General features: G+C 64.7%; 12 protein-coding genes and 1 CRISPR repeat array. Of the genes, 8 read left to right on the top strand and 4 right to left on the bottom strand.

Going from position 1 to position 16,894, the window contains the following annotated elements; all coding sequences use genetic code 11:
* The first annotated feature begins 6 nt into the window (after positions 1–6).
* The 3 genes from VK98_RS12345 (at position 7) to VK98_RS12335 (ending at position 3,896) form a co-directional block, all read left to right on the top strand.
* Positions 7–1,107, top strand: coding sequence for an ABC transporter permease (locus VK98_RS12345; RefSeq protein ID WP_048414302.1), 1,101 nt, complete (start codon positions 7–9; stop codon positions 1,105–1,107).
* Complete coding sequence (locus VK98_RS12340; protein WP_048414301.1) at positions 1,104–2,528, top strand: efflux transporter outer membrane subunit; 1,425 nt, start codon at positions 1,104–1,106, stop codon at positions 2,526–2,528. The genes VK98_RS12345 and VK98_RS12340 overlap by 4 nt, the downstream gene beginning before the upstream one ends.
* A gap of 87 nt (positions 2,529–2,615) precedes the next feature.
* A complete protein-coding gene (locus tag VK98_RS12335) occupies positions 2,616–3,896 on the top strand; it encodes a ferric reductase-like transmembrane domain-containing protein (RefSeq protein WP_053077356.1) in 1,281 nt (426 codons plus the stop codon).
* 323 nt (positions 3,897–4,219) lie between these two features.
* Here VK98_RS12335 and VK98_RS12330 read toward each other — a convergent pair whose 3' ends face one another.
* Complete coding sequence (locus VK98_RS12330; protein WP_048414300.1) at positions 4,220–4,657, bottom strand: DUF411 domain-containing protein; 438 nt, start codon at positions 4,655–4,657, stop codon at positions 4,220–4,222.
* Positions 4,658–4,730: 73 nt separating this feature from the next.
* Positions 4,731–5,045, bottom strand: a complete 315-nt coding sequence (locus tag VK98_RS12325) for a hypothetical protein (RefSeq protein WP_156187846.1) — start codon at positions 5,043–5,045, stop codon at positions 4,731–4,733.
* Between the two features lie 324 nt (positions 5,046–5,369).
* On the opposite strand from VK98_RS12325, the gene VK98_RS23350 reads away from it, so the two are divergent.
* From VK98_RS23350 to VK98_RS12300, 5 genes are all read left to right on the top strand, one after another.
* On the top strand, positions 5,370–7,466 hold the full coding sequence (locus tag VK98_RS23350) for a TonB-dependent receptor domain-containing protein (protein WP_048414298.1): 2,097 nt from the start codon (positions 5,370–5,372) through the stop codon (positions 7,464–7,466).
* Between the two features lie 253 nt (positions 7,467–7,719).
* The gene (locus VK98_RS12315) at positions 7,720–8,010 is read left to right on the top strand and encodes a DUF2218 domain-containing protein (RefSeq protein ID WP_019101550.1); all 291 of its coding nucleotides are present in this window, start codon (positions 7,720–7,722) and stop codon (positions 8,008–8,010) included.
* 160 nt (positions 8,011–8,170) lie between these two features.
* Positions 8,171–9,280, top strand: a complete 1,110-nt coding sequence (locus VK98_RS12310) for an ABC transporter substrate-binding protein (protein WP_048414297.1) — start codon at positions 8,171–8,173, stop codon at positions 9,278–9,280.
* A complete protein-coding gene (locus VK98_RS12305) occupies positions 9,277–10,341 on the top strand; it encodes an iron ABC transporter permease (protein ID WP_048414296.1) in 1,065 nt (354 codons plus the stop codon). Before VK98_RS12310 ends, VK98_RS12305 begins: the two co-directional genes overlap by 4 nt.
* On the top strand, positions 10,338–11,111 hold the full coding sequence (locus tag VK98_RS12300) for an ABC transporter ATP-binding protein (protein WP_048414295.1): 774 nt from the start codon (positions 10,338–10,340) through the stop codon (positions 11,109–11,111). Before VK98_RS12305 ends, VK98_RS12300 begins: the two co-directional genes overlap by 4 nt.
* A gap of 230 nt (positions 11,112–11,341) precedes the next feature.
* On the opposite strand, the gene cas3f is transcribed toward VK98_RS12300, so the two are convergent.
* Together cas3f and cas1f are read right to left on the bottom strand one after the other, a co-directional pair.
* Positions 11,342–14,686 (bottom strand): type I-F CRISPR-associated helicase Cas3f, encoded by a 3,345-nt coding sequence (gene cas3f, locus VK98_RS12295; protein ID WP_048414294.1) that lies wholly within the window; start codon positions 14,684–14,686, stop codon positions 11,342–11,344.
* A complete protein-coding gene (cas1f, locus tag VK98_RS12290) occupies positions 14,683–15,477 on the bottom strand; it encodes a type I-F CRISPR-associated endonuclease Cas1f (protein ID WP_048414293.1) in 795 nt (264 codons plus the stop codon). The genes cas3f and cas1f overlap by 4 nt, the downstream gene beginning before the upstream one ends.
* 205 nt (positions 15,478–15,682) lie before the next feature.
* A CRISPR array of direct repeats spans positions 15,683–16,850; the repeat unit is 28 nt; unit sequence GTTCACTGCCGGATAGGCAGCTTAGAAA.
* Positions 16,851–16,894 lie beyond the last annotated feature (44 nt).

Genomic DNA, 16,894 nt, shown 5'->3' with positions numbered 1-16,894 from the left:
CACACCATGTGGCACGCGCTGCTGACTCTGATCCATAAAGAACTGCGGGCCCTGCTGTCCAGCCCGCAAAGCCGCCGGCTGCTGATCATGCCGGTGCTGCTGCAATTGCTGCTGTTTCCCTTCGCCGCCACGCTGGAGGTCAAGAACAGCACGCTGGCCATCTACAACCAGGACGGCGGCGCGGCGTCCGTCGAACTGTCTCAGCGCCTGGCCGCGGCCCAGGCCTTTCCGCATCTGCTCAATCTCCACAGCGAAGCCCGGCTGCGCGAGGTCATCGACCGTCAGCAAGCGCTGCTGGCCATCCGCATTCCGCCGGATTTCTCACGGCGGCTGGCTCGGGGCGAAACGCCGCGGCTGCAGGCCGTCATCGACGGCCGCCGCTCCAACAGCGCGCAGATCGCCTTCGGCTACGCCCAGCAAATCGTCGCCCAATACGCGCGCGAACTCAGCCCCGCGCCGCCGCCGGCCCAGCTGCAGCTCCGCCATCTGTACAACCCCAATCTGGAATACCGCTGGTTCGTGCTGCCCAGCCTGGTGGCCATCATCACCACCATAGGCTGTCTGATAGTCACCGCGCTGTCCCTGGCGCGCGAACGCGAGGAAGGCACTTTCGACCAATTGCTGGTCACCCCGCTGACCCCGGGCTACATCATGGCCGGCAAGGCCGTGCCCGGCATGCTGGTGGCGGCGCTGCAAGGCAGCGTCATCTCCGCCGCCGCGGTGTGGCTCTACCAAGTGCCCTTCGGCGGCGGCATCGCCCTGCTCTACCTCGCCATGCTGTGCTACGGCCTGGCCCTGTCCGGCTGCGGTCTGTTGATTTCCTCGGTCTGCGCCAACCAGCAACAGGCCTTCCTCGGCGTGTTCGGCTTCATGGCCCCGGCGATCATCCTGTCCGGCTATATGGCGCCGGTGGAAAACATGCCCTGGCCGCTGCGCGCGCTCAGCGCCGCGGACCCCCTCAGCCATTTCATCGTCGTGGTCAAGGGCCTGTTCCTCAAAGGCTACGGCGCGGCGGAGGCCTGGCCTCATCTGTGGCCGCTGCTGTTGATCGCCGCCGCCACCCTGAGCCTCGCCTACCTGATCTTCCGTCACCGGAGCGGACAATGACCCCATCCCGCCTTGCCGTCTCGCTGTCCCTCGTCCTGCTCGCCGGCTGCGCCGTCGGCCCCGACTACCAGCCGCCGACGCCGGCGCAACTGCTGCCCGCCGCCACGGCTGAGGCCGAGCCGGAAGCCGCCGGCTGGTGGCAGGCCTTCCAGGACCCGGCGCTGAACCGGCTGGTCGGCGCCGCGCTGCGCCACAGTCCGGACCTGGCCAGCGCCGACGCCAATATCCGCCAGGCCCGTTCCGCGCTGGAGATGAACGCGGGCGCGCAATGGCCGCAGCTCAACGCCGCCGGCCGCGTCAGTCGCGACCAGCTGAGCCGGCGCGGCGAGGCGCTGGCCAATATACCGTTCGCCAACCCGCAGACCCTGTTCACCGATTACCGCGCCGGCTTTGACGCCAGTTGGGAAATCGACCTGTTCGGCCACACCGCCCGCGGCGTGGAAGCCGGCCGCGCCCGGCTGGACGCCAGCCGCGAGCAAGCCGCCGACGCCGCGCTGCGCGTGGCCGCCGAAACCGCGCGGCTGACGCTGGACTACCGCTACTGGAGCCTGCGCGCCGACAACGCCGCAGCCCAGGCCGGCTGGCGCGCGGAGCTGGCGCGGCTGACCCGGCTGCAAGTCCAGGCCGGCCTGGCCGGCGCCGGCGAGCTGGAGCAGGCCGAGGCCGAACGCTTGCGCGCCGACGCGCAGCTGCAACCGTTGCTCGCCGCCCGCCAGACCGCGCTCGCCGCGCTAAGCCCGCTGACTGCGCTGCCGACGACCGCTCTGCGCGCGCAGCTGGACGGCGTCGCGCCGGAACCGCGCCTGCCGCCGACGCCCGCCGCCGGTCTGCCGTCGGAGCTGCTGCTGCGCCGGCCGGACCTGCGCGCCGCGGAACGACAGCTGGCCGCCGCCAGCGCCGACATCGGCGTGGCCACCGCCGAGCAATACCCGCGCTTCAGCCTGCTGGCCAGCGGCGGCTGGGACAGCGTCCGCCCCGGCGACTTCGCCGCCCAGGCCAGCCGCTACTGGAGCCTGGGTCCGCAACTAAGCTTGCCGCTGTTCGCCGGCGGCCGGCTGCAGGCGCAAGTCCGGGCGCGCGAGGCCGGCTACGACGCCGCCTTGGCGCAATACCGCAAAGCCGTACTGCAAGCGCTGGCCGACGTGGAAACCGCCTTGTCGCGCAGCCAGGCCGGCCGCGCCCAGGAGGCGCGGCTGAGCGACGGCGAAACCGCGCTGCAACGCCAGCTCGGCTTCGCCCGCCAGCGCGTCGCCGTCGGCGAGGCCGCGCAAAGCCACGCGCTGGAAGCGCAATTGCAGCTCGCCGCGCTGCGCGAGCAAAGGCTGGCGGCGCGGCAAACGCTGTCCGCCGACCTGATCGCGCTGTACAAGGCGCTTGGCGGCACCCCAACGCGTCAACCACCCGGAGAATCTTCACGCTAAGCCGGCCCGAGCGCCGCGTTTAAGCTTGGCTTAAGCTTGCAATGTTCCAATCGCCTTAATCCCCCTACTAAAAGAAAGGATATGGCGATGAAGCGCAACCTTCCCCTGCTCAGCCTGCTGCTGCTCATCAGCGGCGCCTTGTACGCCGCCGCCAGCCTGTGGCAAAACGGCCTGCCCGCCAACTACTGGCAATGGCGGCACGAACTGGTGATGCTCAGCGGCGTGCAATTGATGACCGTGATGAGCGCCTCCATGCTGCTGGCGGCGCGCCCGCGCCGGCTGGAACCGCTGCTGGGCGGCCTGGACCGCCTGTACGCGCTGCACAAGCGCCTGGGCATCGCCGCCGGCCTGCTGCTGGCCACTCACTGGCTGATCAAGCTTTCGCCCAAACTGATGCTGGCGATGGCCTGGGTCGCTCCGCGCGTCAAGAGCGGCGACGGCAAAAACCCGCTGACATCGCTGGCCAAGGACGTGGGCGAATGGGCTGCCTGGGCGGTGCTGGCCATGGTGATCCTTGCGCTGCTGCGCGCCGTTCCCTACCGCTTCTGGCGCAAGCTGCACAAATTGTTCGGCCCGCTCTACCTGATGGGGGTCTTCCACGGCCTGATCCTGATGCCAACCGAGATGTGGGCGCAGCCGGTGGGCTGGCTGCTGGCCGCGCTGATGCTGACCGGCTCCGGCTGCGCGCTGTATTCGCTGGCCGGCCGCATCGGCAAGCAGCGGCAATACGCCGGCCGGGTGCAGGGCGTCGAAGCGCTGCCCGCCGGACAGCTGGAAGTGATCTGCCAGATGGACGGCTGGCCCGGCCACCGCGCAGGACAATTCGCCCTGGTCAGCTTTTCCGCCGCCGAAGGCGCTCATCCCTTCACCATCGCCAGCGCCGACCACGACGACGGCCGGCTGCGCTTCATCATCAAGGCGCTGGGCGATTACACCCGCCGCCTGCCGGACGAACTCGAGATCGGCCAGGCCGTCACCGTGGAAGGCCCTTACGGCTGCTTCCAGCCGCGCGTCGGCGCGCGTCAGGCCTGGGTGGCCGGCGGCATCGGCGTCACTCCCTTCCTGGCCTGGCTGCAAAGCCGGGAACTGGCTGAAGGGCAACAGGACGTGGACTTCTACTACTGCGTGCGCAGCCGCGGCGACGCGGCGCGGCTGGAAGAAGTGCGACAAGCCTGTCGTCAGCGCGGCGTGCGGCTGCATCTGATCGAGAGCGAGGCCGGCGCGCTGCTGAGCGCCGACATGCTGCCGGAGGTGGACGAGGTCTGGTTCTGCGGCCCGCAGGGCCTGGGCGCGGCTTTGCAACGCGGCCTGCGGCAACGCGGCGCCCAGGCGCCGGTCTTCCACCACGAAGCCTTCGCGATGCGCTGACGTAAAACGGGCGGTCCGGCATGCCGGACCGCCCGTCGCTCACTCAAACCCTAAGAGCGTGTTTACGATCTCGCGAGCTAAGGCGAGACAAGGCGAAAACGAGCGAAAAAGCGGAATGTACGAGCGGTACATGAGCATTTTGAGCTGGTACTCACCGTGCAGGGCTTCACGACGCGCAGCAGATCGTAAACAGGTTCTAAGAGCCGCTAACAAAACCGAGCAGCGTACCTGAGCCAAGGCGCGCCGACGCAGGCAGTACAAGTAGTACGACAAGTCGGCGCAACGCAGGATCAGGGGTTTTGTCAGCGGGTCTAAGCTGACCTTCAGCGCGTGGCGTAGACGCTGCGCCTCCCCTGCTCGTCAAAGCTCAGCACCTGATAAGGCTGCTTGCTCGGCCCCTCCATGCCCGGGCTACCCATCGGCATGCCCGGCACCGCCAGGCCGACGATCTTGGGCTTGTCCTTCAGCACCTTCTTCACCAGGTCCGCCGGCACATGGCCCTCGAACACATAGCCGCCGATCTCGGCGGTGTGGCAGGAACGCAGATCCGCCGGCACCTTCAAGCGGGCCTTGAGCGCGGACATGTCGGCCTCGTTGCGGCTTTGCATCGCCACCCCGTTTTTCTGCATATGCTCGGCCCAGGCGGTGCAGCAACCGCAATACGGGTCCTTGTGCATCACGCCGTCGGCGGCGGCGGCGGCAAGCGGAGAAAGCAGGGAAACGGCCAGCGCGGCGGCGGCCCAGTACAAACGTTTATTCATGACGAGAATTCCAATGCTGTTTGAATGAAAAAGCGCTATAGCCCTCAAACACGCGGCTGACGCAAAAAACGGCTCATTCAAAAGATTGGGGAGGGCGCTCCGGCGGCGCGGGGATGAAACCGGACCACACCGTTTCAGCCTTGGCATGCAAAACCGGGCGGATCGCCTGCAAGGGCAGACAGGGCGCCGCCGGCCACGGAGCGGCCGGCAACTGGCAACAGGCCGCGGCCTGGGCCGCGCTGGAGGGCTGGGTGTGGCAAGCCGCGCCGTCGTCGGCCATCCAGACGCAGGGCGCGCTGGCGGCCACGCGCCCGCCCATGCTCCAACCCGCCTGCGGCAAGAGCAGCAGACAAGTTAGCAACAGCAGCAAGGGCAGACGAAGGGGCATGAGGCAAGCGCGCCGCGTGGAGAAGAACAGGCCTGTGACCCATCGCTACAGCCTTGGTTCCCAAGGTTTTGCAGATTATTTGCGGCCCGTTCAAAAGTTTGAGCCAGATCATGTTCTATGCTCGGCAGCCTGCGCAAGCTAAAATCCCAATCCAATCAATAACGATTCGCATTTGCGTTCTCATCAATTCAGTGGGATACTTGTGGTCCCATTTGACATTCCTTGCGCAAACTAAACGCCAACGGCATGCATACAGCGCCGGCCATGCCGGGACGCGGATCAAATGGGCTTCGTTCATGTGATGATTTCCAGGTATCCACCATAATGAAAACCTTTGACTCCGCCGCCCGCCACGGCGTGCGCCTAGCCCTGCTCTCCGCCGCCGTCTCCGCGCTCTACCTGCCCGCCGCCCATGCGGCGGAAGCCGAAGCCACCCTACCCTCGGTGGTGGTGACCGCTTCCGGTTACGAGCAGAAGATCAAACAGGCTCCGGCCAGCATCTCGGTGATCACCCGTGAAGATCTGGCGAAAAAACCGTTCACCAATCTGACCGATGCTATTCGTGATCTGGAAGGTGTGAATATCAATGGCGCAGACCCAACGGACAAAGATATCTCCATCCGCGGCATGCCAGGCGAATACACTCTAATTATGGTGGATGGCCGCCGCCAGAATACCCGTGAGGCTCGCAGTCGCGGTACTGGCGGCTTCCAGCAATATCAGATCCCTCCGATGGAAGCGATTGAGCGCATCGAAGTGGTGCGCGGCCCGATGTCCTCGCTGTACGGCTCCGACGCGATGGGCGGCGTGGTCAACATCATCACCCGCAAAGCGCCCAAGGAATGGCATGGCTCGATGACTCTGGGCGGCACCATCACCGAGCATTCGAACGAAGGCAATACCGGCCAGAGCAGCTTCTGGCTGGGCGGCCCGTTGGTGAAGGACCTGCTGTCGCTGCAAGTTTACGGCGCGCTGAACAACCAGGCTGAGGACAATATCTACTACTCTCCGGGTGATATTGGTGGCAAAGATGCCAATCATGTAGCCGACATCAACGCCAAGCTGACATTTACTCCAAATCAAGACCACGATATTACGTTTGAAGCCGGGCATAATAAGCTTCGCAAAACTACAACGCCCGGTAAGTCTTTAGACGGTAGCGATAAAAAATACGACCAATTGGATACCCGCGACCATTGGAGCCTCAGCCACAATGGCAAATACGGCAATGTCCGCTCTAATCTCGCCCTTTATCAAGAGATTGAAAAAAATCGCCAAGACATTAACAATGTCAGCAACAATCAAAATATAAAAATTACTAACACCACCCTAGATGGCCAACTTTCCTTCTTGCTGGATCGTCATACTCTCAAGACGGGAGTTCAATTCGGCAACCAGGAAGCTAGCGGACTGAGTAATACTGAAGCTATTCGTGGATATCAAGGCGCCGGCAACCCAGAAAAAATCACGGTCAACACTTGGGCCTTATTTGCAGAAGATAGCTATGAGGCCACTGATAGCCTCACCATTACTGCTGGCGCTCGCGTCGATCACCATAGTACTTTCGGCACGCACTTTACTCCACGCTTGTATTTTGTTGACCACCTAAACTCGCAATGGACGCTAAAAGGTGGCGTAGGCAAAGGCTTCAAGGCACCAACCATTCGGCAAAGCAGCGCAAACTTCTGCATGCCGACGGGGTCTTCCTCCAAAAAGCGTGGCACACTATGCGGTAATCCAAACCTGAAGCCAGAGGAAAGCACTTCTTATGAAGTAGGCTTGTACTTTGACAATGAGAAAGGCTTGAGCGCCAACGCTACGTTGTTCAATAACGACTTTAAGAATAAAGTCGTCAGCTTCGATACTGGCGTCGTCAACCCCCTCGTTCCACCGGTTCAAGGCACTCCGCAAACTGTCTATGTATACGACAATGTTGACTCAGTAAACATCCGCGGCCTAGAACTGTCCAGCAGTTGGACCTTCATGCCGAAATGGACGCTGTCCGGTAATTACACCTACACCAAGTCCAAACGCGAAGGCGGCAAGGAAACCACTTTCGATGGTCACTCTCTAGATGGCAAGCCGCTGGATAAAACACCGGAACACTCCGGCAATGTGAAACTGGCTTGGGCGCCGATGGAAAAGCTGGATCTGTACACGCGCATGAACTTCGAGGGCAAGCAGTACTACACCGGCTTCCGCAACGGCGCCAACAACGTACGTACCCGAGGCGGTTCCAGCACCTGGGACTTTGGCGGTAGCTACAAGCTGAACAAGAGCTTTGACGTCAACTTCGCCGTGTACAACCTGGCCGACCGCACCGTCGCTGTCGACAATCGCGATCGCGACGGCGGTCTTGATGGCAACTGGATGGTCGACGAGGGCCGCCGCTATTGGCTGACCTTGACCGGCAAGTTCTAAGAAGGTGTTCACGATCTCGCGAGCTAGAGCGAGACAAGGCGCAAACGGTTGAGGAAGCGGAATGTACAAGTTGGTACATGAGCATTCCGAAGCCGTTGGCAACGCGGTATCGCCGACGCGCAGCAGATTGTGAACAGCTTCTAAGCCGCACCCTGACGGCCCGTCCCCGGACGGGCCGGAAACACCGCACGGCAGTTGCCGAATCCGCCGGATTCGCCAACTGCCTGTTCCCGTTTTTACGATTGGAGAATTGATGATGTTGAGCAGCCGCGCCCAATTGACCACGCCCAATGCCGACAAGGTGCTGTACAAGCTGTGCAAGCACTACGCGCTGAAAGTGCCGGTGGAGTTCGACAGCCACCAGGCCCATGTGCACTTCCCCATCGGCGAATGCCGGATCCAGCGCCAGGACGACACCCTGGACATGATCTGTGCCGCCGACGCCGCCGACAAGCTGGCCAAGATCGAATTCATCATGGACGAGCACCTGGGCCTGATGGCCAAGACGCCGGACTTGAAGCTGGATTGGGCCAAGGCCGAGTAAGAGCCACAACCCAGCGGCGTTTTCCGAGCGCGCCGGGCCTGCCCGGCCGCTCCCGTTTCTGTATGATGCTTGCCACCCGCTCCACGGCTAAAGCCCGTCCACCCGCCCTTTCTCCCGCGGCGGGCTTTGGCAGCGGAGCCGTATCGCTCAAGGAATCACAATGAAAACACTGTTCTCCCGTCTGCTGCTGGCCGGCGCGCTGGCCGCGGCCACGCTGGCGGCCCAAGCCGCCACCGTCACCGACATCGCCGGCCGCAAAGTGGAAGTGCCGGCCAAGGTCAACCGCATCCTGCTGGGCGAAGGCCGGCTGTTCTACGCGCTGGCCTTGCTGGAAGGCAAGCAGCCCATCGCCCGCATCGCCGGCTGGCAGGGCGATTTTCGCCAACTGGACCCGCAAACCTACGCCCAGTACAAGCAGCGCTTCCCGGCCATCGACCAGATTCCACTGATCGGCAAGACCAGCGAGAACTCGGTCAGCGCCGAAAAAGTACTGACTCTGCGCCCCGACATCGCCGTGTTCAGCATCTCCGGCCACGGCCCGGGCCTGAACAACCCCATCGTGCAGCAGCTGCAGGCGGCCAAGGTGCCGGTGGTGTTCGTCGACTTCCGCAACGCGCCGCTGGAGCACACCGTGCCCAGCCTGCGCATCATGGGCAAGGCGCTGCAACGCGAAGCCGAGGCTGAACGCTTCATCCGCTTCTACCAGGGCAAGATGGACGCCATCCGCAAAGTGGTGGCCGCCATCCCGGCGCAGCAAAAACCCAAGGCCTTCCTGGACCTGCGCGCCGGCGCCTTCAGCAACGTCACCAGCGCCGGCCGCGGCAGCCTGGGCGAGCTGGTGGACGCCGCCGGCGGCGTCAATATCGCCGACAAGCTGATTCCCGGCGCGGTGGGCGAAGTGAATATGGAACATGTGCTGGCCAGCAACCCGGACCTGTACATCGGCACCGGCACCGCCGACGCCGCCGACAAGACCGGCATCCAGTTCGGCGCCAACATCAGCGCGGCGCAGGCGCAGGCCTCGCTCAAGCGCACCGCCGCGCGCAGCCCGGTGGGCGCGCTGCGCGCGGTGCGCGAGGGCCGCACCTTCGGCGCCTGGCACCACTTCTACAACACGCCTTACCACATCGTGCTGCTGGAAGCCTTCGCCAAGGAGCTGCAGCCGGCGCGCTTCGCCAAGCTGGCCCCGGACGCCAGCTGGAAACAGCTGCATCGCGACTTCCTGGCCATAGAGCCGCAAGGCACTTACTGGGTCAAGGGCGTTAAATGAGCAGCGAGACCATGACGCTTTCCGCCGCCGCGGTGGCTGCGGATTACCGCCGCACCCTGCTGCGCCGGCTGCTGCTGGTGGCCGTGCTGCTGAGCCTGCTCGCCGTCTCGCTGACGCTGGATGTCACCACCGGCGCCAGCGGCATGCCGCTGGCCGAATTCTGGCAGACGCTGTGGCACCCGGCCGCCGCCGACCCAGCCACCGAAGTCATCGTCTGGCAGATCCGCCTGCCCTACGCGCTGATCGCCATCGCCGCCGGCCTGGCGCTGGGCCTGGCCGGCGCCGAAATGCAGACCGTGCTGCACAACCCGCTGGCGGACCCGTTCACCCTGGGCCTGCAGCCGGCGGCCGCCTTTGGCGCGGCGCTGGCCATCCTGCTGGACGTCAGCATTCCCGGCGTCCCCGGCCCGTGGATGCTGCCGGTCAACGCCTTCGTGTTCGCGCTCGGCTCCGCGCTGCTGCTGGACGTGGTGGCGCGCTGGAGCAATATGCCCACCAGCGGCGTGGTGTTGTTCGGCATCGCGCTGTTCTTCAGCTTCAACGCCCTGGTGTCGCTGCTGCAATTCGTTTCCACCGCGGACTCGCTGCAAGATCTGGTGTTCTGGCTGATGGGCAGCCTGTCGCGCGCGGACTGGCCCAAGATCGCATTGCTGTTCGGCGCCTTCGCGCTGATCCTGCCCTGGTCGCTGAGCCAGTCCTGGCGGCTGACCGCGCTGCGGCTGGGCGAAGATCGCGCCGCCAGCTTCGGCATCAATGTGCGCCGGCTGCGCCTCAGCTCGCTGCTGCGCGCCAGCCTGCTCACCGCGCTGGCGGTGGCCTTCGTCGGTACCATAGGCTTCATCGGCCTGATCGCTCCGCACATCGCGCGCCGGCTGGTGGGCGAGGATCACCGCTTCTACCTGCCGGTGAGCGCGCTGACCGGCGCCGCCATCCTGTCCATGGCCTCGGTGGTGACCAAGAACCTGGTGCCGGGCGTCATCGTGCCGGTGGGCATCGTCACCTCGCTGGTGGGCATCCCCTTCTTCATCGCCATCGTGCTGCGCAACGGAGGCCGCCAATGAGCTCCGCCCTGTCCATCCATCAACTCTCGGTCAGCTACGGCAAGCGCCAGGTGATACGCGCGCTGGACGTGCCCTGTCTGCGGGCGGGCGACATCACGGCCTTGCTGGGCCCCAACGGCAGCGGCAAGTCCACCTTGCTGCGCGCCCTGGCCGGCCTGCAGCACAGCAGTGGCGACGTCCGCCTGGACCAGCGCGCGCTCAGCCGTCAGCGCGGCGAAGTGGCCTATCTGCCGCAAACCTTGCCTCCCAGCGTGCATCTGTCGGTGTTCGAATCGCTGATGGTGGCCGGCCAGGCCACCGCCGCCGGCCTGTCGCGCCGCCATGACGACCAACAAGTGTTCGCGCAGCTGCAGTCGCTGGGCATCGAGCAACTGGCGCTGCGTTATCTGGACCAGTTGTCCGGCGGCCAGCGCCAGCTGGTGGGCATCGCCCAGGCGCTGATCCGCGAACCGGCGGTGCTGCTGCTGGACGAGCCGCTGTCGGCGCTGGACCTCAACTACCAGTTCCACGTGATGGACCTGTTGCGCCGCGAAACCCGCCGCCGCGGCATGGTCACCGTCATCGTGCTGCACGACCTCAACGTGGCGCTGCGCCACTGCGACCGGGTGCTGATGCTGAAGGACGGCGCTTTGCAAGCCAACGGCGCGCCGGACGAGGTGATAGACAGCCAAAGCCTGCGCCGCGTCTACGGCGTTAGCGGCCGGGTGGAGCGCTGCTCCCAGGGCGTGCCGCATGTGCTGGTGGATGGGCTGCATAGCGGTTTGCGCTGAGGACCGCTTTATCACCTGCTGCGCGTCGCGAGATGCGGCGCGGCGGGTGCCGCGGCGGCCTCAGCCGCAACGCCTTGGCTCGCGAGATCGTAAACAGACTCCACAACCTGCCGGTGGGTATCGCCTACGGCTCCACCCACCCTACGCCCGGCTGCCCGTCATAGCTAGGGTGGCTGGAGCGCAGCGATACCCACGCCGCAGCCTCGGCCGTTTTCATGGCCAGCCCGGCTTCAAGCCTTGCAAAACCCCAGCGCCGGATGGAAGCGCCAGCCATTGTCCGATTGCGGCAAACTCAGCCCGCCAAAGCGTCGCGCGCAGGCCTCCAGCTCCATGCCCAGCTCCGCCGCCAGTTCGGCCAAAGCCGCCGGATATTCGCTGACGCCCCAGGGCCGGATATTCGGCTGCGTCAACGCCGCCTCCGGCACCCGCTGGTTCCGCTCCTTCTCTGCCGGGACAAAATCCGGCGGCTGCGGCCATGGCTGGGCCACTACCCGGTGCAGCGCGTAATCGTCCCCGTCCTCGGTGGGCAACAACAGCAAATCCACCTCCCGTTTGCGACTAGCGCGGAAGGGCTGCTGCTGAGCCAGCACCCCGCTGAGCAGCGCCTGCGGCTGCTGCCAACAGCTATACGCGCCCAGCGGCGCGATGGCCTGGCCCTCTCGCCCAGGCCGGCTGCTGGCGGCTCTGACCTGGCCAGCCGGCGACATCAGCTGCGCCAGCCGCGCGTGCTCCAGGTGCGACAAGCGCCGCTTCGCCTGCAGCGGCTCCGGCTGCACGATGCGCGGCCGCGCGTCCAGATGCCGGTACTCGTCCTCCTCCAGCAGCTCGCTCAACAGATGGCTGTCCAAGGGGAAGGCCTCGTCCTCGAAACCCGGCCAGCGGAAGGACGGCTGATCCGGCTGTTCCACGCTGCGCAGATTGCGCTCGCAAATCAGCACGTTCACCGCCTCCCAAGGATCTGGACGGTGACGGCGCAGCCGGCCGGCCAGCTGGATCAGCGAACGCATCGACGAGGGTTCGACAATCGCCCAATCGTAATCGTGATCCCGCCCCACCTCGGTCACCGGCGAACCCAACACGATGAACACATGCTCGCGCTCCGCTTCCGCGTCCAGCTCGCGACGGATGGCCGGCAGCGTGAACATCGCTTCCGCTTTCTCGCGGTTCAGCGCCTGGTCCAGCTGGCGCTCGATGGCGGAACGCAACAGCAACGGGTATTGCGAGTGATAAACGCATAAATGCAGCTGCCAGTGCGCCGGCCACGGCAGCGCGTACAAGGCCAGCGCCACCTCGAACAAGGGCTGGATATTGGCCATGCGCACCAGGCCGAAGCTGACCGCCTGGCCGCTGATCGGGTCCCGCTGCTGATTGAGCCGGTGCAAGCGCTCAATGGCCGGCTGCAACTGGGCGGCGAACTCGCGGCGCAACGCCGGCGCCTGCCCCTGGCCAAAGCTCAACGGCAGCAGCTCGGCATGGCGCCGCGCCGGCTGCGTGGCCAGCCAATCGGCGCGCCGGCCGGCAAACTGCCGTTGCCGCCGGCGGAAAGCGTCGACATCGGCGCAATCCTCCTGGGCCCGGTCCTGTTCATCCACCCAGGCGCAGCACACCGCCAGCGGCCGCCCCGGCTGGCCGCGATTGGCCTGAAACTGCCGACGGCCGGCCAGATACGCTTCGAACAAACCTTCAATCAGCGCCGGCGGCAAGGTGGCGGACGACAACAACAGCCGGCTGCCCAGCAAGCCGGCCCAATGGGCCAGCCGGGTCAGCGCCGGCAAGTCCGCCAGATCGAAATCGTCCGGCTCGTCCAGTACCAGGTCCCCGCTCATCAGCCGCAGCATGGGCGCAATCTGCCGCCCGCCGCGCAGGCTTTCCGTTGCCGGCGTCAGGTGGTCTATGGTGCACACCAGCAGCGGCGCCTGCAGCAGTTTGGCCGTTTGCGGATCGCGCAACGCGCGCGACAGCAGCGGGTGCTCGCCGCCGGCCTCGTAACGCACCTCGCCACCCTCGTCCCACAAGGCCTGGCGCGAGGCCGAACCACTGGCCTCCGCCTGCCGCTGATAGTGCTCGAACAGCTGGGTATTGGCGCTGCCGCCCACGCAGATGGCCAGATCCTCGTCGTTCAGGCTCAGCCGCTGGCGGAAGGCGCGGCCGGTTTGCAGTGTCAGCGCGCGCAGGCCCAAGGCGAACGCGCAACGCAGGCCCAGCGCCGGGTCCGCCAAGGCGTACATGATCCGCGCATTGCCCAAGGTCTTGCCGCAGCCGGTGGACGCCATATTGACGATGAAAGCGCCCTGCTCCGCCGCCCGCGCCCGCATTCCCGCGGCCAGATCCGCTGCGCGGTCCTGCCAACGGAAACGCGCGTCGGGGCTGCGCTGCAGCAAGCGCTTGCGCCGCAACAGCCGCGGCAGCTCGCGCTCGAAGCCGGGCAAGGCGCGGCATACCAGCGCGCTATGCTCCGCCACGCCCAGCAAATGCTCGTCCAGCGGCTGATTGAAATCGCCGGACCCGCCATGAGTGTTAGCCCACAGCGGATAGCCGGCCTGGCCGCGCTTGTGCCGCAACTGCGCGTAATCCAGGCTGGAGAAATGATGGTCCGCCAGCATCAGGCTCAGCCGCGCCACGTGCATCGCGTAAAGATTGTCCAGCCAGCGCGTCTCGCCGCGCGCGGCCAAACGCGCCGCCAGCTTGTCCGCCAGCCGCGCGGCGCGGCGGCTCCAGGCCGGCGTGTTCACCGGCAGGCCCAGCGGGAAGCGCCAGTACGGCGCCAGCTGCGCCGGCTCGGCTTCCATCTCCCGCCATTCGTTCCAGCGCGCGTCGATATGAGCGGGGATATTCAACAACATGCGGCTTTGAAAACCCTGCAGCTTGCCGCCCAAGCGGCACTGTTTGCCCTCCGCGAAGTCCGGCATCAGCGGCAGCCGGTGATGCGTCAGCACCAGCCAGCCCACCGCGGCGGCCAGCGGCGGCAAACGGGTGAACGGCGGCTCGCACTCCGCCCCCATGCCGTCCGCCTGCAAGCGCTCCAGCCAGCTGGCATGGTCCTGCTCCGTCGGCTGCCGCAAGCGCGCCAGCCAGCCGGCGTCGTCGTCGTCGCCGACAAAGGCCTGGAACAAGCGCAAGGACACCCACTCGTGGCGGTAGAGATTGCGCTCGGTCCGCTCGCCGCGCAGCCGCTGCTGAAACGCCTGACTGGCCTTGCCCAGGTCGTGCAGCAAGGCCGCCAGGCCGGCCAGCAGCTGGATGTCCTCGCCGCTGTGCCAATCGTTCTCGTCCGCGCTGCGCAACACATTGCGGCGGGTACTGTGCGTGGGCGTGGCGCCGTCGGCATTGAAGCGGCTGGCGTCGCCCACTATCCACAACAGCTCGCTATGGTCCTGGCCGCGTATCCAGTGGCAGGCCACCGCGGTGTTCTTGCGCGCGCTCTGGCGCAGCAAGCGCCGCAGCGTGTCCAGCCCGGCCTGGGTGATCGGCGTCTGCCAGACGCGGTCGCCACGGCGTTCGGCGAACTGGTCCAGGATCTGCCGGCTGCGCGTCAGCGCCTTCTTGTCGCATTGCGAGATCAGCAGGATATTCATGCCGCCCGCCCCCGCCGCTCGGCGATGTCCTTCAAGGTGTCGATGATGAAATCCAGCGCCTCGCCGCGGGTCAGCGCCTCGATGCAGGCCTGGCGGAAGGTCTGCTCATCGTCGCCGCGCATCGCGGAGACAAAGGCCTGCGGCAGGATCAGCGCGTCCTTGACCAGGTCCGCCGCGTCAAACACCAGCCCGCCGCGCCGGGTCTTGCCGTGCAACACCGCCAGGCCGTGCGGCAAACCCAGCACCCAGGCCGCGGTGGCGCCCAGGCCGTAAGCCAGATAATTGCCATGATCCAGAAACGCATTGGCCGGGTCCGTGCCGGCGCCGCGCTTGGCGCGGCTGCTCAGCCAGTGCCGCTGCAAACAGCCCAGCCGCGCCAGCTGCACATCCTTGGCGGCGGCCAGCCGCTGCGCGTCGTCAAACCAGAAGCGCACCCAGTACTGCAGATATTCCGTGGGCCGGTACTCGCTTTGCGGCGCGAACCACGCCGCCTCCTGCTCCAGCTCGTTGGCGCTGAACAAGGGCGTGCCGCCCCCGCCGCAAAAGCCCACCATCACCCCGGCCTTGGCCAGCTCCCGCATCGCCGCCTGCGTCACCGAAGTGCCGGTGCCCAGCAGGATGCAGCTGGTGTTGGCGATGGGGATATTCCAATACAACGAAGCCTTGCCCGCGTCGGTGACATACTCCACCCGCCCGCCGTTGACCAGCACTCGGCAGTGCTGCAAGTAGTAAAGATTGGCGCGCTTGGAATGCAGAATGGTCTTGAGATCGGACGGGGAAAAATCGGACATGGCGATACCTTCGGGATGGAACGCGACAGCGCATTTTGCCATTAGCATGAAGGGTGTGACAGCCGACGAGATCAACCCTTTTTTCCAGCCCCCACATCTTCCCATGTAAAAACAATCACTTAGCCTGTATCTGAAAATTTGGGTCAAAGCCGGAAAAATCACTGAAGTGCCTACGCCATAAGGCGAGGGGGCGGTGTAGACTCTAGTTCACTGCCGGATAGGCAGCTTAGAAAAGAGAGGAAAGAGCGATGGCAAAGTTTGAACCGTTCACTGCCGGATAGGCAGCTTAGAAATACAGCAAGCTGCAATTCGGCGCTCGCGGCGAGTTCACTGCCGGATAGGCAGCTTAGAAATGCCGGCGGCGGGTACTGATTACGCGAAAACGGTTCACTGCCGGATAGGCAGCTTAGAAAATCTGCGACTCGGCATTTTGCTGTGCTCGTGCGTTCACTGCCGGATAGGCAGCTTAGAAACTGACCCCGGCTATCGCCAACGGCCAAGGCCAGTTCACTGCCGGATAGGCAGCTTAGAAATGACGGCAAGGTCGTCTTCGCTGGCGGCGGCGGTTCACTGCCGGATAGGCAGCTTAGAAAACCGATAACACCATCAAAACGGCCAGAGACAAGTTCACTGCCGGATAGGCAGCTTAGAAAAAGTTCGTGACAACCGGCAAGCTGTCGTTCTCGTTCACTGCCGGATAGGCAGCTTAGAAAACTTTCTTGGCGGCTTGGGCGCGGATCGCGGCGTTCACTGCCGGATAGGCAGCTTAGAAAGGAAGCGCGCTGGGCGGAGTGGAAGCGACTGAGTTCACTGCCGGATAGGCAGCTTAGAAAAATGGCACATCAGCCAGAGCCAGGCGGCTATCGTTCACTGCCGGATAGGCAGCTTAGAAAATTTGCTGTTACATCACGAGAATTGGCAGGCTGTTCACTGCCGGATAGGCAGCTTAGAAAACTACGGCTCATTCGTCGATATCGCCCGTTATGTTCACTGCCGGATAGGCAGCTTAGAAATGCCGGTCCAGCTCGATGCGGTAATACTCCATGTTCACTGCCGGATAGGCAGCTTAGAAAATGCCAAGCATCTCTCGCAGTACGGGGCAGTCGTTCACTGCCGGATAGGCAGCTTAGAAATCAAAACGCCGTCGGTCACGGCGATCAAAATAGTTCACTGCCGGATAGGCAGCTTAGAAAAGTCTGCGTGTCGAAGGTGTCCGCGCGTCTGAGTTCACTGCCGGATAGGCAGCTTAGAAACACTCTCGGCGGACTGTTAACTGGCTAACTGCGTTCACTGCCGGATAGGCAGCTTAGAAATGTGCGATCTGCACTTCGGCCTCTTCGCGGGTGTTCACTGCCGGATAGGCAGCTTAGAAAGCCAAAGCGAGGCAACTCAACTCGCTATGCACACCCAATGTTCT

The sequence above is a fragment of the Chromobacterium sp. LK11 genome (genome assembly GCF_001043705.1).
Classification (GTDB): domain Bacteria; phylum Pseudomonadota; class Gammaproteobacteria; order Burkholderiales; family Chromobacteriaceae; genus Chromobacterium; species Chromobacterium alkanivorans.
The sequence above is the reverse complement of the archived record's forward strand: the minus strand, read 5'-3'. Positions and strand labels throughout refer to the sequence as shown.